General features: G+C 69.6%; 19 protein-coding genes. 9 read left to right on the forward strand and 10 right to left on the reverse strand.

Features of this window, described 5'->3' with window-relative positions; translation table 11 throughout:
• Positions 1-7: 7 nt before the first annotated feature.
• Positions 8-877, reverse strand: a complete 870-nt coding sequence (locus tag ACX80W_RS01200; RefSeq protein ID WP_459279670.1) for a succinate dehydrogenase iron-sulfur subunit — start codon at positions 875-877, stop codon at positions 8-10.
• Positions 878-1,154: 277 nt separating this feature from the next.
• Between ACX80W_RS01200 and ACX80W_RS01205 the strand changes: the two genes are divergently transcribed.
• From ACX80W_RS01205 to ACX80W_RS01215, 3 genes are read left to right on the forward strand one after another with little or no spacing between them, the layout of a single operon-like run.
• A complete protein-coding gene (locus ACX80W_RS01205) occupies positions 1,155-2,363 on the forward strand; it encodes a thiolase family protein (RefSeq protein ID WP_459279671.1) in 1,209 nt (402 codons plus the stop codon).
• Entirely contained in the window at positions 2,363-3,145 is a 783-nt protein-coding gene (locus ACX80W_RS01210) for an enoyl-CoA hydratase/isomerase family protein (RefSeq protein ID WP_459279673.1), read from the forward strand. The genes ACX80W_RS01205 and ACX80W_RS01210 overlap by 1 nt, the downstream gene beginning before the upstream one ends.
• A complete protein-coding gene (locus ACX80W_RS01215) occupies positions 3,142-3,993 on the forward strand; it encodes a 3-hydroxyacyl-CoA dehydrogenase family protein (protein WP_459279674.1) in 852 nt (283 codons plus the stop codon). The genes ACX80W_RS01210 and ACX80W_RS01215 overlap by 4 nt, the downstream gene beginning before the upstream one ends.
• Positions 3,994-4,061: 68 nt before the next feature.
• Here the strand turns inward: ACX80W_RS01215 and ACX80W_RS01220 are convergent, their stop codons facing one another.
• From ACX80W_RS01220 to ACX80W_RS01235, 4 genes are all read right to left on the reverse strand, one after another.
• The gene (locus ACX80W_RS01220) at positions 4,062-4,988 is read right to left on the reverse strand and encodes an SGNH/GDSL hydrolase family protein (protein ID WP_459279676.1); all 927 of its coding nucleotides are present in this window, start codon (positions 4,986-4,988) and stop codon (positions 4,062-4,064) included.
• Between the two features lie 34 nt (positions 4,989-5,022).
• Positions 5,023-5,766, reverse strand: coding sequence for a TspO-related membrane protein (locus tag ACX80W_RS01225; protein WP_459279678.1), 744 nt, complete (start codon positions 5,764-5,766; stop codon positions 5,023-5,025).
• A 565-nt stretch (positions 5,767-6,331) separates the two neighbouring features.
• Complete coding sequence (locus ACX80W_RS01230) at positions 6,332-6,541, reverse strand: hypothetical protein (protein ID WP_459279679.1); 210 nt, start codon at positions 6,539-6,541, stop codon at positions 6,332-6,334.
• A gap of 89 nt (positions 6,542-6,630) precedes the next feature.
• Positions 6,631-6,885 carry a hypothetical protein gene (locus ACX80W_RS01235; RefSeq protein WP_459279681.1) on the reverse strand — a complete coding sequence of 85 codons (255 nt, stop codon included), beginning with the start codon at positions 6,883-6,885 and terminating at the stop codon, positions 6,631-6,633.
• Between the two features lie 256 nt (positions 6,886-7,141).
• On the opposite strand from ACX80W_RS01235, the gene ACX80W_RS01240 reads away from it, so the two are divergent.
• Entirely contained in the window at positions 7,142-7,801 is a 660-nt protein-coding gene (locus tag ACX80W_RS01240) for a hypothetical protein (RefSeq protein ID WP_459279683.1), read from the forward strand.
• A 146-nt stretch (positions 7,802-7,947) separates the two neighbouring features.
• Here ACX80W_RS01240 and ACX80W_RS01245 read toward each other — a convergent pair whose 3' ends face one another.
• Positions 7,948-8,307 carry a PaaI family thioesterase gene (locus ACX80W_RS01245; RefSeq protein WP_459280186.1) on the reverse strand — a complete coding sequence of 120 codons (360 nt, stop codon included), beginning with the start codon at positions 8,305-8,307 and terminating at the stop codon, positions 7,948-7,950.
• Positions 8,308-8,504: 197 nt separating this feature from the next.
• On the opposite strand from ACX80W_RS01245, the gene paaZ reads away from it, so the two are divergent.
• On the forward strand, positions 8,505-10,592 hold the full coding sequence (gene paaZ, locus ACX80W_RS01250; protein WP_459279685.1) for a phenylacetic acid degradation bifunctional protein PaaZ: 2,088 nt from the start codon (positions 8,505-8,507) through the stop codon (positions 10,590-10,592).
• Positions 10,593-10,693: 101 nt separating this feature from the next.
• On the opposite strand, the gene ACX80W_RS01255 is transcribed toward paaZ, so the two are convergent.
• Genes ACX80W_RS01255 through paaI form a run of 3 tightly spaced genes read right to left on the reverse strand, consistent with a single transcriptional unit; the run spans position 10,694 to position 13,176 of the window.
• The gene (locus tag ACX80W_RS01255; RefSeq protein WP_459279687.1) at positions 10,694-11,311 is read right to left on the reverse strand and encodes a TetR/AcrR family transcriptional regulator; all 618 of its coding nucleotides are present in this window, start codon (positions 11,309-11,311) and stop codon (positions 10,694-10,696) included.
• A 27-nt stretch (positions 11,312-11,338) separates the two neighbouring features.
• The gene (gene paaK / locus ACX80W_RS01260) at positions 11,339-12,679 is read right to left on the reverse strand and encodes a phenylacetate--CoA ligase PaaK (RefSeq protein ID WP_459279689.1); all 1,341 of its coding nucleotides are present in this window, start codon (positions 12,677-12,679) and stop codon (positions 11,339-11,341) included.
• The gene (gene paaI, locus ACX80W_RS01265) at positions 12,676-13,176 is read right to left on the reverse strand and encodes a hydroxyphenylacetyl-CoA thioesterase PaaI (protein ID WP_459279691.1); all 501 of its coding nucleotides are present in this window, start codon (positions 13,174-13,176) and stop codon (positions 12,676-12,678) included. The genes paaK and paaI overlap by 4 nt, the downstream gene beginning before the upstream one ends.
• Before the next feature lie 143 nt (positions 13,177-13,319).
• Here paaI and ACX80W_RS01270 point away from each other — a divergent pair, with 143 nt between their 5' ends.
• The 4 genes from ACX80W_RS01270 (at position 13,320) to ACX80W_RS01285 (ending at position 15,617) form a co-directional block, all read left to right on the forward strand.
• The gene (locus ACX80W_RS01270; RefSeq protein ID WP_459279693.1) at positions 13,320-13,931 is read left to right on the forward strand and encodes a PadR family transcriptional regulator; all 612 of its coding nucleotides are present in this window, start codon (positions 13,320-13,322) and stop codon (positions 13,929-13,931) included.
• Positions 13,928-14,383 carry a hypothetical protein gene (locus tag ACX80W_RS01275; protein WP_459279695.1) on the forward strand — a complete coding sequence of 152 codons (456 nt, stop codon included), beginning with the start codon at positions 13,928-13,930 and terminating at the stop codon, positions 14,381-14,383. The genes ACX80W_RS01270 and ACX80W_RS01275 overlap by 4 nt, the downstream gene beginning before the upstream one ends.
• Before the next feature lie 149 nt (positions 14,384-14,532).
• Positions 14,533-15,150, forward strand: coding sequence for a dihydrofolate reductase family protein (locus tag ACX80W_RS01280; protein ID WP_459279697.1), 618 nt, complete (start codon positions 14,533-14,535; stop codon positions 15,148-15,150).
• Between the two features lie 173 nt (positions 15,151-15,323).
• Positions 15,324-15,617, forward strand: coding sequence for a DUF1540 domain-containing protein (locus ACX80W_RS01285; RefSeq protein WP_459279698.1), 294 nt, complete (start codon positions 15,324-15,326; stop codon positions 15,615-15,617).
• 103 nt (positions 15,618-15,720) lie between these two features.
• Here ACX80W_RS01285 and ACX80W_RS01290 read toward each other — a convergent pair whose 3' ends face one another.
• The gene (locus ACX80W_RS01290) at positions 15,721-17,916 is read right to left on the reverse strand and encodes a S9 family peptidase (RefSeq protein ID WP_459279700.1); all 2,196 of its coding nucleotides are present in this window, start codon (positions 17,914-17,916) and stop codon (positions 15,721-15,723) included.
• Positions 17,917-17,920: the final 4 nt, after the last annotated feature.

Here is a 17,920-nt window from a genome sequence, read left to right on the forward strand (position 1 = left end):
GGCACGTTCAGACGTTCCGGTTGATGACGGCCCGTTTCACTTCCTGGATGGCCTGGGTGATCTTGATGCCCCGGGGACACGCCTCGGAACAGTTGAAGATGGTCCGGCACCGCCACACGCCCTGCGCGTCATTGAGCACCTCAAGGCGCATGTCGCCGCCCTCATCGCGCGAATCGAAGATGAAACGGTGGGCGTTCACGATGGCCGCCGGACCGAAGTACTGGCCGTCGGTCCAGAACACCGGGCACGAGGAGGTGCAGGCGGCGCAGAGGATGCACTTGGTGGTGTCGTCGTAGCGCTCCCGGTCCTCGGGGGACTGGAGGCGTTCCCGGGCCGGTGCATGGCCGCTCGTGATCAGGAAGGGCAAAATCTCCCGGTAGGACTGGAAGAACGGCTCCATGTCCACGATCAGGTCCTTCTCCACGGGCAGGCCCTGGAGGGGCTCCACGATCACCGGCTCGGCAGGGTTGAGGTCCTTCAGGAGGGCCTTGCACGCCAGGCGGTTGCGGCCGTTGATCCGCATCGCATCCGAGCCACACACGCCGTGGGCGCAGGAGCGCCGGAAGACGAGCGTTCCGTCGTGTTCCCACTTGATGGCGTGAAGGGCATCGAGCACCCGGTCGGTGCCCAGCATGGTCAGGGGGAAGTCCTGCCAGTACGCCTCCTCGGTGACCTCGGGCTGGTACCGGCGGATGCGCAGGGTGACCTGGAGGGTTGGAATCTCCCCGGCCGTCTTGGCTTGGGCGAAGTCGACCTTCGAGGGCGGCTCCGGCAGGTCGTATTCCTGCCGGGGGGCCGAGGGTTGCGCAGGGGCCGGGGCGCCGGCCTGGGCCGTGTGCCCGCGGGCCGTCGATCCATGGCTCATCGTGGCCTCCAAGGCTGGAAGTTTTCGGCGCCGTCTGCTCGACTGGGACCAGCGTAGGAAGCGTTGGGAGACGCACACAAGGAAAATGCCCGGCGCATCGCGGGTGGCCATCCGGCCCCGGGGGTGCTTCAGGGGTCCGTGCCGGCGGCCCGCGGCCGCGCGGGCCCGGTGGTTGACCCGGGATTACCACCGTGCAATTCTTGATACAGCTTTACAGAACGAGCGGTCGGTAATTCCCGTTCCGCCCACCCGCGCACCGGCCACCCGGCCCAGCGACATGGAGGCAGTCATGACTGAAGCTTTTCTCGTGGGCGGAGTGCGCACTCCGGTCGGCCGCTACGGCGGGGCGCTCTCCCCGGTCCGGCCGGACGACCTTGCGGCACTGGTCCTCCGCGAGGTGGTGCAGCGGTCCGGCATGGACCCCGGGTCCATCGACGAAGTGATCCTCGGAAACGCCAACGGCGCCGGCGAAGAGAATCGCAACGTCGCCCGGATGGCCGCGCTCCTTGCCGGCTTCCCCGACACGACGCCGGGCATCACCGTGAATCGGCTCTGCGCGTCCGGACTCTCGGCGATCATCCAAGCGTCCCAGATGATCAAGGCCGGGGCGGCCGACGTCGTCGTCGCCGGCGGGGTCGAGTCGATGAGCCGAGCACCCTGGGTGATGGAGAAGCCGGCAAAGGCCTTCGCTCGACCCGGGGCGGCATTTGACACCTCCATTGGGTGGCGGTTCGCCAATCCGCAACTGGCCGCGATGGACAAGGTCACCTACTCGATGCCGGAGACGGCCGAGGAGCTCGCCGAACTCGACGGAATCACCCGCGACGACGCCGACGCCTTCGCGCTGCGCTCCCACCAGCGTGCCGTGGCGGCCACCGAGGCCGGACGGTTCGACGCCGAACTGGTGTCGGTACAGGTCAATGAGGGCAAGCGGTCCTACAACGTCGACGCCGACGAGGGCCCCCGGGCCGACACCAGCCTCGAGGCCCTCGCCGGGCTCCGTCCGGTGGTGAAGAAGGGCGGGGTGGTCACCGCCGGCAACTCAAGCGCCCTCAATGACGGCGCCTCGGCAGTCATCGTGGCCTCCGAGGCCGCGCTGGAGCGGTTCTCCCTCACCCCCCGCGCCCGGATCCTCGACGGCGCCTCGGCCGGAGTGCCCCCGCACATCATGGGTATCGGCCCGGTGCCGGCGACGCGGAAGGTCCTCGACCGCACTGGCCTCTCCATCGGCGACCTCGGCGCCGTCGAGCTGAATGAGGCCTTCGCCACGCAGGCCCTGGCCTGCATCCGCCGGCTCAAGCTCGACGAGGACATCGTCAACCGCGACGGCGGCGCGATCGCCCTGGGCCACCCGCTGGGGTCCTCCGGGGCCCGGATCGCCATCACCCTGATGGGCCGGATGGAACGCGAACTCGGCGCGGGGGAGCGGCGGCTCGGCCTGGCCACCATGTGCGTCGGGGTCGGACAGGGCACCGCGATGCTCATCGAGGCGCTGTGATGGAGCCGTACGAGGCGCTGCTTGTCGAAGAGGGGCCCGACCGGCTGCTCGTCCAGCTCAACCGGCCCGCGGTAAAGAACGCGATCGACCGGCGCATGGTCGAGGAGCTCCACCAGCTGTGCACCGGCCTGGAGCAGCACCCGCGCATCCTGATCCTGGCGGGAACCGAGGGGGTCTTCGCCTCCGGAGCCGACATCGGGGAGCTGCGGCAGCGCCGCCGGGACGACGCCCTCGCCGGTATCAACTCGACGCTGTTCGCCCGGATCGCCCGCCTGCCGATGCCGGTGATCGCCGCCCTCGACGGGTACGCCCTCGGCGGCGGCGCCGAACTGGCCTATGCCGCCGACTTCCGCATCGGCACCCCTTCGCTGAAGATCGGCAACCCCGAGACCGGGCTCGGGATCCTTGCCGCCGCCGGGGCGACCTGGCGCCTGAAGGAGCTCGTCGGGGAGCCCCTCGCCAAGGAGATCCTGCTCGCCGGGCGTGTCCTGGGTGCCGAGGAGGCCCTCGCGGCGCGCCTGGTCACCGAGATCCACGCACCGGAGGCCCTGCTGGAGGCCGCGCATGCGCTCGCCGACCGTATCGCCCGCCAGGACCCGCTGGCGGTCCGCCTCACCAAGAGCGTCTTCGCCGCACCGGCGGACGCCCACCCGCTGATCGACCAGCTTGCGCAGGGCATCCTGTTCGAGTCCGAGGCGAAGTTCGAGCGCATGCAGAGCTTCCTCGACCGACGGAACGGCGCCCAGCCGGCGCCCTCGGCTCCCGAGGGCGGCGGCCGATGAGCGTCCCGGCCCGGGTCGGAGTCCTCGGCGGGGGACGGATGGGCGCCGGCATTGCCCACGCGTTCGCCGTGGCGGGGGCGGACGTCGTCGTCGTCGAGCGTGACGATCCCGCCGCGCTGGCCGCCCACGAGCGGGTTGCCGGTGCCCTGCACAAGAGCGTGGAGCGCGGCTCCACCGCGGAGCCGTTGCAGGCCCTCCTGGACCGGATCCGGGTCTCCACCGACTATGCGGCGTTCGCCGGCTGCTCCCTCGTTGTGGAGGCCGTCCCCGAGGACGCCGGCCTGAAGGAGGCCGCCCTCGCCACCGTGGAGGGACACCTCGCCGACGGCGCCTGGCTCGCGACGAACACCTCCTCGCTGTCGGTCGCGGGGCTGGCCGGGGTGCTGCAGCGGCCCGCCGACTTCTGCGGCCTCCACTTCTTCAACCCGGTGCCCGCCTCGACGCTGATCGAGGTGGTGCTGGGGCCGGCGACCTCGGAGACGACCGCCGCCGCCGCCCGCGGGTGGGTCGAGGCACTGGGGAAGACACCGGTGGTGGTGCGGGACGCTCCCGGGTTCGCCAGCTCCCGGCTCGGCGTCGCCCTCGCCCTGGAGGCGATGCGCATGGTCGAGGAGGGGGTGGCCTCCGCCGGGGACATCGACACGGCGATGGTCCTGGGCTATAAACACCCGGTCGGTCCGCTGCGCACCACCGATATCGTGGGCCTCGACGTACGGCTCGGCATCGCCGAGTACCTTGAATCGACGCTGGGGGAGCGGTTCGCCCCGCCTCGAATCCTCCGTGACAAGGTGGCCCGCGGGGAACTGGGCCGGAAGTCCGGCAGGGGCTTCTTCGAATGGAACGACTGACCCTGCGGTGCCGGGCGGGGGCCCTGGGGCCCTGACGCAGCCGGAACCGCACCCGGCCAAGGCCGGGCCTACTGCGCGGGTTGCTCCCGGTGCAGGGCCGCCAGGTCCACGCCGTCCCGGACCGCCGGGAGATAACCGGAGCGGTAGCCCTCGGCGGTGGGGTGCAGGCCGTCCGGCTCGTCCACGCCGGTGATCCACGGTTCGGGCGCCCCCAGTCCGTGCGAGCGGAAACCCTCGGTCGTCGGGACCCAGACGAACCCGTGCGCGGCGGCGGCCTCCTCGAGGACCGCGTTGAGGGCGTCGGTCCCGGCATTGAACAGTTCCCGCGCCGGGACGCTCAGGGTATCCCCGGTGCCGAACTCGGGGGAGAACAGGTGGGGATACCCGGTCACAACGATCGACGCCTCCGGTGCGGCGCGCCTGAGCTGCCCGTAGAGTGCGTCGAGGTTGCGTGCCAGGGCGGGCAGGACGACCCGCGTTCTCTCGTCGATCAGGCGGCGGCAGGAGTCCAGGGGAGCGGCCGCGCAGGTCCCGGCCACCTGCCCGAACCCGGCGTCGTTGCCTCCGGCCGACAGGGTGACGAGATCGGTCCCCGGGCCGAGCGAGCCCTCCTCCACCAACTGCGACACCTGGGCGGGGACGCTGGCGGGCCCGGTTCCCGGCGGCGCGGCAACCGCGCCCGTGCACGTGCCGTCCGCTGTGAGTTCGACCGCTTCTTCGGCGTCGAGCAGGCCGGGCAGGCCCAGTGGCGAGCGGCCGCACTCCCCGGCATAGGACCCGGCGCCCAGGCCCGAGGCGTACGAATCGCCGAGTGCGACGTAGGAGAGCGGCCCGGGTGGCGGGGGCGGGGCCGGTGACGCCGGAGAACACGCAGCCAGGGACACGCCGAGCGAGACCGTCACCAGCGCCGTCCTCAGGGCACCACCGGGACCGACCGCCGTGCGCCGCGCTGCCGACCAGGACTCCCGGGGTGTGCAGGGGCGGCACTCAGTCATGGCAGCCACGCTATCAACGCGGAGCATCCGCCGTTCAGCGGTCCGCCGTTCCAGCGTGCCGGCGGGCCGCGCGGAGCCCGGAGAAGGCGACAGCGCCTGCCCCGAGAGCCGCGGTCAGCCCTGGGAGGCGGTAGCGGGGCAGGGTGCGGGCGGCGGTCCCGGCCAGGCCCCAGGCCACGGCCGTGGGGAAGGCCGCCGAGACCGGCCACCGCCGGAAGACGGTGATGCCGGCGCCCGACAGGGATGCCAGCAGGGCGCTTCCCCAGAAATCGGCTCCCGGGCGGGGTGCGCGGACCCCGCGGCGGATCAGGAGTTCGGTGATCGCCGCGCCCGCCGCCAGGGTGATCCAGCCGGTGAACAGTCCCAGCGGGGCCCTCACGAGCCAGCGGGCGGAAACCGACGTCCGTTCCTCCTCGTCGGCCGGTGCCGCACGGGCATAGCCGAGCAGCGCCGCCGACGTCGTCGCGGCGATCAGGGACAGTTGTGCCGCCGGGAAGGGCGCCCTGACCCACAGCCCGGAGAGGCCAACGGCTGCGGCCAGCGGGCCGCCGGTCCGGCGGAGCAGGGGACTGCGGCGCTGGGCGGGAAGCGCCTGGTGTCCGGCATAGCCAAGGACCCCGGCATAGATCGGGAACCAGATGGTGAAGGCATAGTTGGCCGGAAGGACCCTGCTCGTGCTTTCGTTGGCGTCTCCGTAGTCACCGGTGGCGCCGCTGAGGATTCCTCCTGCCACTGCGGCGGTCACGGCACACTGCCGGAGGAGGTCGTGGTCGGGCATCGGCGGTCCTCCCCAGCGGGCTGCGGGCTCCGCGTGACGGGCGCGGCCCGGCCACGGGCTGCGCGTCGTTCTCCTGCGGATACAGATGGAGGTCCTGACCAGTACGGCACTGATGGGGGACATTGCCGGGGTCCGGCCAGGACCTCTAGAAAGGGACTGTACAAGAGGCACCACCCCCTGCCGCAAGAGGCTCGACGGAGGAGTATTACGACTTTCTAAGATGTTCCGGATCGCCCATCACGTGCGTCCCATCCGTACTCGGGCGTCACGGTCCGCAGGCGATCTTCACAAGCAGGAGGGCCGAACGTTACGCAATGTGACGCGCACGCGTCAGGTGGAGAGTCGGCAGGGACCGGCGGGCCCGTCCCTGCGGTCAGCGCAGAGACCGACCGGGCCGGAAGGGCTGTAGCATCAGGTGCCTTTCGCCGCTCAAAGCTTCTCTGGCAAGGAGCTCGCCGCCGATCGTAGAGAGGCCGACTCAAGGAGTGGCGAGGCGTCGTTGGTGGTGATTCTCACCTCCGCGACAACTTCCGGCGTCTACGGCCCGCAGGCGATGACCACAGCATCACCGTCGTAGGTCCCCGGTCCCCGGTCCCCGGTCCCCGGTCCCCGGTCCCCGGTCCCCGGTCCCCGGTCCCCGGTCCCCGGTGCCCGTGACGATGCCGGTGGCCCGCCCGTCGCCCAGCACGACCAAGGCCTCTCCCGCGAGGACTACGAGGCCGCCGAGATCCCGGAACTCCTCCGTGATGAGCTCAAAAAGGTGCGGCAGCGACACCCAGACTTCCCCGGGGGTTAAAGACGGCCTGCAGAGACACCGCTGTGGGGTTGACCCGCGAGGCGAAGGATCCGCTCGCGCAGCGGTGATCAGGCGCGAGTCGTAGGCGTGCTGCCTCCCAGAGGAGTGGCGCTGGCGGTTGCCTCCTCGTCACCGGCACCGCTCCAGTAAAGCGCCCCGTCGAAGCGCAGCCAGTCCCGGGAGGGATTTGCGGCGAAGAGGGTGCGGTAGCGGTCGATCCCTGCCACGCTGAGCACGTAGTGGACATCCGGGCGCTCGCCTGTGGAGCTTCGCCAGGAGAGGGACCGGAGGGAGGCGCCGCTTCCCCGATCGGCCTCGGTCACCGCTGGCGACGCCGCGCAGCAGGTGGACCGCCGTCGCGACGCCGAGGATCCCCCCGCCAATCACAATGACGCGCGGGCTAGGTGTAGGCGTGGGGACCGTGGCCCACCGGAGCCGATAAGGGGAGACATAGAGCCCAGTCACCCGCGGGGCGGCGAATTCGCCGGCGTATCTCCGAAAAGCGGCGAGCAGGCCGGGGCCGAGGCAGTTTTACTTTAATCTTGAATCGTAGGTTATGCTCACCGAGTAAATCACTTCATGGCAGTCGCGGATGGCGGGAAGATTGCTCCCCGCCCGGCCGTCATCATCGAGAAAAGATCGAAAAATATGGGGAATCTAACCTTCGCTCCCGGGGAAACAAACGTGAGCAGCTCCAAGTTCAGTCCTTCCGTCATTCTGTTCTGGTTGAAGACTGAAATTGCGGTAACCAACACCCGTGTAGTGTCGAAGAGCCCAAACACACTCCTCGGAGTTATTCCCCTCGGCTATAAGGATGAGGCCTTCCCACTGGGGTCGACTGCAAGCGTTGGCGTCGAAGTGAAATTTTCCGTCGCCCGCGCCATCTTTGGTCTCTTTTTCCTGTTCCTAGGATTCGGCACCATCGACAGCGTCGGAATCATTTTCCTGATCCTGGGTATCTCCATGGTGCTTAACGCAATGAATGCAGCGTTGAAGATCAAGAACCACGGTGGAGGGGTCAGTGAAATCAAGGTTTCCATCCTGGAAAAAGGAAAACTGGAACAGATGCGCGATGAAATCAACAGCAGACTGTTTGCCGACCATGACCGGATCCGGCATTCCGAGACTATGAGCATGCACAGCATGAATCTTCATAATCAGCAGGCCCAGATCAATCTTCAGCAGCAGATGAATCAAAATCTGACCGCCGGTGGGTCGACCGACAAGGTTGACTCCTAACCGGTCGACTGGGCGGTCGCTGTAGGCCGCCTGCCAGCCCAGGACGCCGCTTGGGATCAAGGCCCGCTCCACCGCTCATCAAAGGGCGCAGTGGGGCGGGCTTTGGCGTGGGTGGGTCGAGTACTCCCGGGCGCGCCTGCCCGGACTCAGACGGGGATGGGTCGATCCAGCAGTAGGTTGGTGATCCGCATCGTGCACAGCCGCTGGCCGTCCTCGTTCTCGATCAGCACCTCGTGGGTGGTCAGGGTCCGCCCGAGGTGGATCGGCGTCGCCGTGACGGTGACCCGGCCCGAGCGGGCCGAGCGGTGGTGGGTGGCCGAGACGTCGACCCCGACGGCGGTCTTGCCCAGGGTGCTCGCGTGGATCACCGCGGCCCAGGATCCGACGGCCTCGCCGACGGCCAGTGAGGCCCCGCCGTGAAGCAGCCCGAAGGACTGCCGGTTGCCCTCGACGGGCATTGTTGCGACGACCTTCTCGACGGACTGCTCAAGGATCTCCACGCCCATGGCGACGTCCAGTTCACCGGGGACAATGCGCCACGGGGTCCGGGCCGCGTCGGGTGCTGAAGTTTCGCTCACTGGGGCTCCTTGGGGGTGCACTGAAAAAGGCCGATCCTGTACGCTGGGGAAATATTACCGAACGTCCGTTCAGTTTATCCTCCAGGTGTGGCGGACGCGTTGAGAGCAAGCTGAAAGGCGAGTCGATGACGACTGCAACCGCTGTAGGCACGGATATTGTCCCAAGCTTCATCGAGGACTCCTGGTGGGCTCCGGACCAGCAGGTCCTGGACAGTGGAAACTCCACCCGGGTCCGCGACGCGAGCACCGGCGAGGTCCTCGCCGTCGTCAGCACCGTAGGCCTCGACGTCGGCGCGGCGGTGCGGTTCGCGCGCTCCACCGGCCAGACGGAACTTGGGAGGTTCACCTTCCACGAGCGGGCCCTGAAGCTGAAGGAGCTTGCGCAGTTCCTCAACGGCCACCGGGAGCCGCTCTATGAGCTGTCGGCCCGGACGGGGGCCACCCGCGGTGATTCGATGGTCGACATCGACGGCGGCATCGGCGTCCTGTTCACCTTCGGCTCCAAGGGGCGGCGGGAGCTTCCCAATTCGCAGGTCATCGTCGACGGCCCGGCCGAGATCCTCTCCAAGGACGGGTCCTTCCTCGGCACCCACATCTACACCAGGATCCCGGGTGCCGCGGTGCAGATCAACGCCTTCAACTTCCCCGTCTGGGGCATGCTCGAGAAGCTCGCCCCCGCCTTCCTCGCCGGCGTGCCCACCATCGTCAAGCCCGCGACGCCCACCGGCTACCTCACGGCGGCCGTGGTGAAACTGATCGTGGAGTCCAACATCCTGCCCAAGGGGGCCCTGCAGCTTATCTCCGGGCCGGCCCGGGACATGCTCGACCACCTCGACTACCGCGACCTCGTCGCCTTCACCGGCTCGGCGTCCACCGCAAACCACCTGCGCTCCCACGCCAACGTGATGCACGGCGGAGTGCGGTTCAGTTCCGAGACCGACTCCCTCAACGCCGCGATCCTCGGGCCCGACGCGGTGCCGGGCACCCCGGAATTCGAGGCCTTCATCCGGTCCCTCGTCACCGAAGTCACCGTCAAGGCCGGGCAGAAGTGCACCGGCATCCGGCGCACCATCGTGCCCAAGGCCCTCGTCCGGGACGTGGTCGATGCCGCCCGCGCCCGGATCGAGGAGCGCGTCACCCTCGGTGACCCCCGGGCGGAGGGGGTCACCATGGGCGCACTGGCGTCCCTCGAACAGCTCGAGGGTGTCCGGGACGCCGTCCGCGAGCTGATGTCCTCCGGCGGCGAACTGGCCCTGGGCTCCCTCGAGGCACCGCCCGTGACCCGCGCCGACGGCACCGTGGGACCGGCCGAGGGCGGGGCCTTCATGGCGCCGGTGCTCCTCACCTGGGACGACGTCGAGGCCGGTGCCCTGCACTCGGTGGAGGCCTTCGGACCCGTCGCCTCGGTGATCGGTTACGACAACCCCGCTCACGCGGTCCACCTTGCCGCGCTCGGCTCCGGCTCCCTGGTCGCCACCGTATGCACCAACGACCCCGCGGTGGCCCGCGAACTCGTCACCGGCATCGCCGCCCACCACGGACGCGTGCTGATGCTCAACCGGGAGGACGCCCGGTCCTCCACCGGGCACGGATCCCCGGTGCCCCACCTCACCCACGGCGGCCCCGGCCGGGCCGGCGGCGGCGAGGAGCTCGGCGGAATGCGCTCGGTGCTCCACCACATGCAGCGCACGGCGCTCCAGGGCTCACCGAACATGCTCACCGCGGTCACCGGCATCTGGCACACCGGGGCCGACCGCACCTTCGACGGCGCCCACCCGTTCCGCAAGAACCTCGCCGAACTGCGGATCGGCGACGCCGTCCGCTCGGAACTGCGGCAGGTGACCCTCGAGGACATCACGGCGTTCGCCGAGACCACCGGGGACAGGTTCTACGCCCACACCAACGAGGAGGCCGCCGCGGCCAACCCGTTTTTCCCCGGCATCGTGGCGCACGGGTACCTGCTGCTGTCCTGGGCGGCCGGGCTGTTCGTCGACCCCGAACCGGGCCCCGTGCTGGCCAACTACGGGCTCGAAAACCTGCGCTTCCTCACCCCCGTGGCCGCCGGGGATTCGATCCGGGTGACCCTGACCGCCAAGCGCATCACCCCGCGCGAGACCGACGAGTACGGCGAGGTGGCCTGGGACGCGGTGCTGACCAACCAGTCCGACGAGATCGTGGCCACCTACGACGTGCTGACCCTCGTGGAAAAGTAGGGTCCCACCGCCGGCGGGCCCGCGTGGGGGCCCGCCGCTGCGCAGGTGCCCGCTGGTGCGCCGGCGCCCGCCCGCGCCGCCTGCCCGCGGGGGATGCCGGGTCAGGGTCGGTGGTGCAGCCCGTCGAAGACCATGGTGATGACGTCGTCGGCCAGTTTGCCGGCGGTGAGCGGGCCGCCGGGTTTGTACCATTCCACGATCGAGTTGATCGTGCCGAACAGCAGCCGGGTGGTGGTGCGCGGGTCGATGTCGCTGCGCAGCGATCCCTCCGAGCGGGCCGCGTCGACCAGCGCGGCGACCTGCCGGTCGAAGGAGCGCCGGCGCTCCAGGGCGCCGCGCTCCACCTCGGTGTTTCCCCGCAGGCGCAGCAGCAGGGTCACGAACGGCAGGCGCTCGGTCAGGACGGCGATGGTGCCGCGGAGGACGAATTCGAGCCGCGCGTCGGCCCGCCCGGTCTTCGCCTGCGGGTCGGCGAGGACCGCCTCAAGCCCGCCGAGGGCGTGCTCGAGGGCCAGCCGGAGCAGGTCGCCCTTGGAGGGGACGTGGTGGTAGATGGCGGACTTGCTGATGCCCAGGTTCTCGGCGAGCACGCCCATGGAGGTCGCCTCGTAGCCGTGCCGGTTGAAGACGTCGACGGCGATGGTGAGGACCGCCTGCTGGTCGTAGCCGGGACGCCCGCGGCGTCCGGGCGTGGTGGCCGGTGCTGGGATGCTAGCCATACCCGTCATTTTCGCATGAACGTTCGGTCACTCCGCGCCGGAGCGGGGGCGGAGGTCGTAGACCCGCTTGAGCTTCCCGCTCGAGCGCACCAGGGACCCCTGCTCGGCGACCGTGACGGTGCAGCTCGAGCCGATGTGGATCTTGATCTGCTCACGCAGGACGGCGGCCGCCTGCCGGGCGTCCGCGGCGGATACGCCCTCGCGCGGCTCCACCTTTACGTTCAGCTGGTCCATCCGCTGGCCCTCGGGGCGGGTGAGCTCGAGCTGGAAGTGCGGGCTCAGCGCCGGAATCCGCAGGGCGAGCTCCTCGACCTGGGTGGGGAAGAGGTTCACGCCGCGCAGGATGATCATGTCGTCGCTGCGGCCGGTGATCCTCCCCATGCGTCGCATGCCGGGCCGGGCGGTACCGGGCAGCAGCCGGGTCAGGTCGTGGGTCCGGTACCGGATGATCGGCAGGGCCTCCTTGGTCAGGGAGGTGAAGACGAGCTCGCCGGGCTCGCCGTCCTGCAGGACCTCATCGGTGAAGGGGTCGACGATCTCGGGGCGGAAGTGGTCCTCCCAGATGTGGGAGCCGTCCTTGCTCTCCACGCATTCGCCGGCCACGCCGGGGCCCATGACCTCGGAGAGTCCGTAGATGTCGCAGGCATCGAAGCCCATGCGCTCTTCGAGTTCGTGGCGCATCTCCTGCGTCCAGGGCTCCGCGCCGAGGACGGCCGTCTTCAGCGTCGTCGAGCGCGGGTCGATGCCGGCGGCGGCCATGGCGTCGAGGATGGTGAGCAGGTAGGTGGGGGTGGCGAGGATGGCGTCGGGCTCGAAGTCGCGGATCAGCTGGACCTGCCGCTCGGTCTGCCCGCCGGACATCGGAATGACGGTGCACCCGAGCTTCTCGGCACCGTAGTGGGCGCCGAGGCCGCCGGTGAAGAGCCCGTAGCCGTAGGCATTGTGGACCTTCCACCCGGTCTTCACCCCCGAGGCGCGCAGTGAACGGGCCACGAGGGTGGCCCAGCGGTCGATGTCCCCGGCGGTGTACCCGACGACGGTGGGCTTCCCGGTGGTGCCCGAGGAGGCGTGGATGCGGACCACGCGGTCCTGCGGCACGGCGAACATCCCGAAGGGGTAGGACCGCCGCAGGTCCTCCTTGGTGGTGAACGGGAATTTGGCCAGGTCCTCGAGCTCCCGGAGGTCACCCGGGTGCACCCCGGCGTCGTCGAACTTCCGTCGGTACAGGTCCACCTTTTCGTACGCGAGCGCCACGGTGCGCTGCAGGCGCTCGAGCTGAAGGGACTCGATGCGGTCCCGGCTGTAGCCCTCCTCGGGATCGAGGGTTCCGGGAGAGGCCGCCGAGGCCTTGAGGGCGGTGCCGGTCATGAGTCGTCCTTCGCCTGAGGGGAGCGGGCGGGTGCTGGGATGGTGCGGGAGCGCCCGCGGAATTCGGCGACGGGACGACCGGTGGCGCCGTCGTGCGCGGTGATGGTGATGTCGTAGAGTCCGCTGCGGCCCGAGCTTGCGCGTCGTTCGGCCACCGCGGTCAGGACCTCGCCGGAGCGGGCGGGGCTGAGGAAGGTGATGTCGGCGCCCGAGGCGACGGTGACGGTCCCCGGCGGCTGCATTCCGGACGCGGACCCCGGCTCCGGCGAGGCCGGGTTGCAGGCGAGGGCGAAGGCTGAATCGGCGAAGGCGAAGAGCATTCCGCCATGGGCGATGCCGAAGCCGTTGAGCATCTCGGGGCGGACCGTCATCGCGATCCGGGCCGAGCCCTCGCCCACCTCGAGCAGTTCGATGCCCAGCCAGGCCGAGGCATGGTCCTCCGCGAGAATCTGGTGCCGCGGTGCCGCGGGACCCGCCGTCCGGACGTCGCTGTCCATTCGAGCCGCCTTTCGAATTATTTACCGAATGTTCATTAGGTAATACCTGCCGGTGGAGGGATGTCAAGGGCGCCGGCCGGCCCTTCCTCTTGCCTCCGCCGTTTTATATCTGTTAGATATACCTATTCAGTGGAAAGGCGTTCATGACACGTTCCGAGCAGACCCAGACCGCGGTCCTTGGCGCCCTCAGCGTCATGCCGATGACCGGCTACGCCCTGCGGGAAGAGATCCGGACGGTTCTCGGGCATTTCTGGAACGAGAGCTTCGGCCAGATCTATCCGGCGCTCGCCGAGCTGGAGCGCCGGCACCTGATCGAACGCAGGGGTGCGGACCGGGAGCGGGCTTCGGTCTTTGCCATCACTCCGGCCGGGACGGCGCGGCTCCACGAACTGCTCTCGGAGCCGGCGCAACCGGTCCGGCCGCGGAACGGGCTGATGCTCCGACTCTTCTTCGGCCGCCAGCTGGGGCCCGAGGCCTGCCGGAACCTGATCCGGGAGGCCCGGGAGGAAGCGGAGGCGCGGTTGGCCGAGCTTGCCGTGGCGCGCAGCGAATCGCAGGAGGGCCCACACGCCCAGGACCGCCCATACTGGCTCCTCACGATCTCCGCAGGCGAGCATGCTGCCCGGGCGGCCATCGCGTGGGCCGACGACGCCCTTGAAGCCCTTGAAGCCCTGTCCGACTCGACAGCGCCCTATCCTGCCGCGGAACCAGCCGCGGTTTCCGAGACCGTCCATCCTGCCAGGGAGCACCCATGAACGCTTTCCCCTTTCCACGCCTCCGGGGCGCCGCAACGCCTACGCGGACGGCAGCCGCTGCGGCGGCCGGTTTCTCGGTCATCGCGGCCTTCCAGGCGTCCCTGGCGCTCGGGGCGCCCTTGGGGGAAGCCGCATTCGGCGGCGCCAGCGGTGGCCGGCTGCCGCCGGAACTGCGCGCGGCCAGCGCCGTCGCCACGGTGGTGTGGCTGCTGGCGGCGCTGACCGTCCTTGCCCGGGGCCGTCAAGGGCCGGTTCCGGCGGGCCGGGCCATCCGCTGGGGACTCCGCGGATTCATCGTCCTGCTCGCGGCCGGGACCCTTCTGAACGCAGCCTCCTCGAGTCCCTGGGAGCGGTTCCTCTGGGCGCCGCTCGCGCTCGTCCTGCTGCTTTTGTGCCTGCGCCTTGACCGTCACCGCGGCGCGGACGGGAGCCAGGACGGCCCTGCTGCCTGAGCGGACGGCACCGAGGGACCCGCAGCCTCCACCCACAGCCTTCACCCAAAGTCCGACATCCCCTGTTGGGAACGTAGCGGCTGTGGTTCACTGCGGAGACAAGGGTGCCAATCCTTCCGGAAGCGGAGCGCGAAAGGTCGGGGCACCGTGTGCGAGGCAGGGAGGGCGGGCCGGTGGGCATGGTGAGCTGCGGTGTGGCGGTGTCGCTCGACGGCTTTGCCGCCGGCCCGCGCCAGAGCCTTGAGGATCCGCTGGGGGAGGGCGGTGAGCGCCTCCATACCTGGATGTTCGACCACCCCGAAGCGCACGCCGCCCAGCGGGAGGAGCTGCTCTCGCACGGGGCCTACGTGATGGGCCGGAACATGTTCGGCCCCGTGCGGGGTTCCTGGGAGGGGTCCTGGCGGGGCTGGTGGGGTGAGGACCCGCCGTACCACGCGCCGGTGTTCGTCCTGACCCACTATCCCCGGGATCCGGTGGTGATGGAGGGAGGGACCACCTTCATCTTCATCACCGACGGCGTGGCGGCCGCGGTGGAGCAGGCGAGGGCAGCCGCCGGGAGCGGCTCGGTCGGCGTCGGCGGAGGCGCCTCAACCATCAACCAGTGCCTGGCCGCGGGCCTCATCGACGAACTGACCCTGCACGTGCCGCCGGTCGTGCTGGGCGGGGGCGAGCGGCTGTTCGACGGCGTCGAGGGCCTTGGGTTCGAGATCCTGCGCTCGCGGAGCACCGCATTCGTCACGTCGACCACCTACCGGGTACTCCGCTAGGGCCGGTCCCGCACGCGGCGGGCGCAATAGATCAGGTAAAAGTGCGCATATTCTCCGGGTTCAAAGCCCTCCGGCGGTGCTAGGTTTTTGGGAAGAAAGGTGCTCCTGCGGCCGCCGGATTGCGGCGCCGCCGGCACCCGAAGTTCCGGATTGGCCCTATTCAGGAGGAAATCATGACGGACCATGCAGCAAATGTTTCAGCGTGCGATGTGGAGAGCTGCTCCTTCAACCACCACCATGACTGCACGGCCATCGCGATCACCGTTGGCGGCAGTCCCGAGCACGCGAGCTGCTCGACGTTCATCGACATCTCGACCTCGGGTGGGCTCCCGAAGGTGCTGGCCCATGTCGGCGCCTGCCAGCGCTCGGAATGCCAGTACAACGACCACCTGCTCTGCGACGCGGACAACGTCCGGGTGGGCCCGGGCGCGGAGGCCGCCGACTGCCTCACCTACCAGCCCCGGTAGCGGCCCGGGTTTCTCATCGAGGACGCAGCACCTGCCGTCCGGAGGGGCTTTTCCGGTGATTGGTGCGTCCTCGATGCGGCGGCGCGCCCCCTGCCGGGCGTCCCTACCCCGCGGCGCCGTCGGGGAAGGGGAGGACCTCGGTGGCACCGAGGGCGTCCGCGGCGAAGGCGTAGTCCCACGCCACGTCCTTCCAGCGCGCGTACCGGCCGCTGGCCCCGCCGTGGCCGCCGTCCATCTCGGTCTTGAGCACGATCGGCTCGTTCCCGGTGGTCTTCTCCCGCAGCTCCGCGACCCACTTCGCCGGCTCCACATACAGCACCCGGGTGTCGTTGAAGCTCGTCACGGCCGCGATGCGCGGGTACTCCACAGCGCGGACGTTCTCGTAGGGCGTGTACTCCTTCATGTACCGGTAGACCTCGGGGTCGGTGATCGGGTTGCCCCATTCCTCCCACTCCAGGGCCGACAGCGGCAGTTCGGGGTCGAGGATCGTGGTGAGGGCGTCGACGAAGGGCACCTGGGCCACGATGGCCCGGTACTTCTCGGGGGCCAGGTTCGCGACGGCGCCCATCAGCAGTCCGCCGGCGGATCCGCCCATCGCGGCGATGCGCTGCTGATCCACCCAGCCGGAGTCCACCAGGTACGCCGTCGCGTCGACGAAGTCGGTGAAGGTGTTCTTCTTGTTCAGCTTCTTCCCCTGCTCGTACCAGGTGCGGCCCATCTCGCCGCCGCCGCGGACGTGCGCGATCACGTAGACGATGCCGCGGTCGAGCAGGGACAGCCGGGCCACCGAGAAGCCGGGGTCCATGCTGACCTCGTAGCTGCCGTAGGCGTAGACGAGGGCCGGATTTGAGCCGTCCTGCACCAGATCCGCCCGCCGGAGGACCGACAGCGGAAGAAGGGTGCCGTCGGCGGCCGGCGCCCACTGGCGTTCGGCGACGTACCGCTCGGGCCGGTAGTCCCCGAGCACCTCGGTCTCCTTGCGCAGCGCCAGGTCGCCCGTGGCCAGGACGTAGTCGTAGATCCGCGGCGGCGTCAGGAAGGAGGTGTAGGAGAGGCGGATGATCGGGGAGTCGAACTCGGCGTTGGCGAGGTTGCTCGTGATCAGCTCCTCCTCGAAGTCCGGCTCCTCGGGGGCGGCCTGGGCCGGCGTCCCGAGGCCCTCGAGGCGGAGCACCTGCACGCGCTCGGTGGTGTTCCGGCGCACCGACAGCACCAGGTGGGTGCGGGTCACCGCGGCGCCGTTGACCCGCACGGCGTCGTCGTGCGGCACCACCGTCGTCCACCGCTGGTCCTTCAGGGGGCGGGTGAACTCGGAGGCGGCCACCAGGCTCACCATCGAGTTCTTCGCGTCGCGGTTGTGCGTCAGGACGTAGTGAAGCACCCCGTCCAGCCGCACCGGTTCCGCCTCGTACAGGATCCTCTCGTCCCGGGGGATCAGCGTGGTCAGCTCGGCCCCCGGGGTCATCAGGTCGAGGACCCGGTACTCGCTGTATTCGGAGGAACCGATGCTGATCAGCAGCTGGGTGCGGTCGGCCGAGAGTTCGAAGCCGGTCCACATGGCGACGTCGTCCTCCTGGTAGAGGACCTCGTCCTGCTCCACGGGGGTGCCCAGGGTGTGGACCTTGACCTGGAAGGGGCGCCAGGAGTCATCGACGACGGTGTAGAAGACCCGGGTCCCGTCGGGGGAGAAGCCCAGGCCGTAGAAGACGTTCGCCACCTCGTCCGGAAGCAGCTCACCCGACTCGAGGTCCTTGATGCGCAGCGTGAACCGCTCGTCGCCGGCGTTGTCCTCGCAGTAGGCGAGGAGGGAGCCGTCCTCGCTCACGGCGAGCCCGCCGAGGGAGAAGAAGGGCTTGCCCTCGGCCAGGGCGTTCCCGTCGAGCAGGACCTGTTCACCCTCGACCGGGCAGCCCGGAACCACCTCCGGCGGCGTCCAGTCGGCCGTGAGGTCGCCGGTGTCCACGGCGGCGACGCGGCACTGGATGCCGTACTGCTTGCCCTCCTCGGTGCGCGAGTAGTACCACCAGCCCTTCTTCCGGGCCGGGACCGAGAGGTCGGTTTCCTGGGTGCGGTTCTTGATCTCGGTGAAGATCTGTTCCCGCAGCCGTTCCTGGCCCCGGGTGACGGCCTCCGTGTAGGCGTTCTCCGTGGTCAGGTGCGCGGTGACCTCGGGGTTGTCCTTCTCCCGCAGCCACTCGTAGGAGTCGGTGAAGGTGTCGCCGTGGTGGGTGCGCTCCACCGGCGTTTTCTTGGCGGCGGGAGGGCGGGGGACGGCATCCACGGGGGTCTCGGCAGTCATGGGT

The sequence above is a fragment of the Arthrobacter melezitosi genome (genome assembly GCF_054511055.1).

Coding starts and splice junctions, on each gene's coding strand:
- ACX80W_RS01220 (WP_459279676.1), bottom strand. CDS start 4,988: ATGACTGAGTGCCGCCCCTGCACACCCCGGGAGTCCTGGTCGGCAGCG.
- ACX80W_RS01270 (WP_459279693.1), top strand. CDS start 13,320: ATGACACGTTCCGAGCAGACCCAGACCGCGGTCCTTGGCGCCCTCAGC.
- ACX80W_RS01245 (WP_459280186.1), bottom strand. CDS start 8,307: ATGGGCGTGGAGATCCTTGAGCAGTCCGTCGAGAAGGTCGTCGCAACA.
- ACX80W_RS01215 (WP_459279674.1), top strand. CDS start 3,142: ATGAGCGTCCCGGCCCGGGTCGGAGTCCTCGGCGGGGGACGGATGGGC.
- ACX80W_RS01210 (WP_459279673.1), top strand. CDS start 2,363: ATGGAGCCGTACGAGGCGCTGCTTGTCGAAGAGGGGCCCGACCGGCTG.
- ACX80W_RS01225 (WP_459279678.1), bottom strand. CDS start 5,766: ATGCCCGACCACGACCTCCTCCGGCAGTGTGCCGTGACCGCCGCAGTG.
- ACX80W_RS01290 (WP_459279700.1), bottom strand. CDS start 17,916: ATGACTGCCGAGACCCCCGTGGATGCCGTCCCCCGCCCTCCCGCCGCC.
- paaZ (WP_459279685.1), top strand. CDS start 8,505: ATGACGACTGCAACCGCTGTAGGCACGGATATTGTCCCAAGCTTCATC.
- ACX80W_RS01240 (WP_459279683.1), top strand. CDS start 7,142: ATGGCAGTCGCGGATGGCGGGAAGATTGCTCCCCGCCCGGCCGTCATC.
- ACX80W_RS01285 (WP_459279698.1), top strand. CDS start 15,324: ATGACGGACCATGCAGCAAATGTTTCAGCGTGCGATGTGGAGAGCTGC.
- paaI (WP_459279691.1), bottom strand. CDS start 13,176: ATGGACAGCGACGTCCGGACGGCGGGTCCCGCGGCACCGCGGCACCAG.
- ACX80W_RS01255 (WP_459279687.1), bottom strand. CDS start 11,311: ATGGCTAGCATCCCAGCACCGGCCACCACGCCCGGACGCCGCGGGCGT.
- paaK (WP_459279689.1), bottom strand. CDS start 12,679: ATGACCGGCACCGCCCTCAAGGCCTCGGCGGCCTCTCCCGGAACCCTC.
- ACX80W_RS01275 (WP_459279695.1), top strand. CDS start 13,928: ATGAACGCTTTCCCCTTTCCACGCCTCCGGGGCGCCGCAACGCCTACG.
- ACX80W_RS01205 (WP_459279671.1), top strand. CDS start 1,155: ATGACTGAAGCTTTTCTCGTGGGCGGAGTGCGCACTCCGGTCGGCCGC.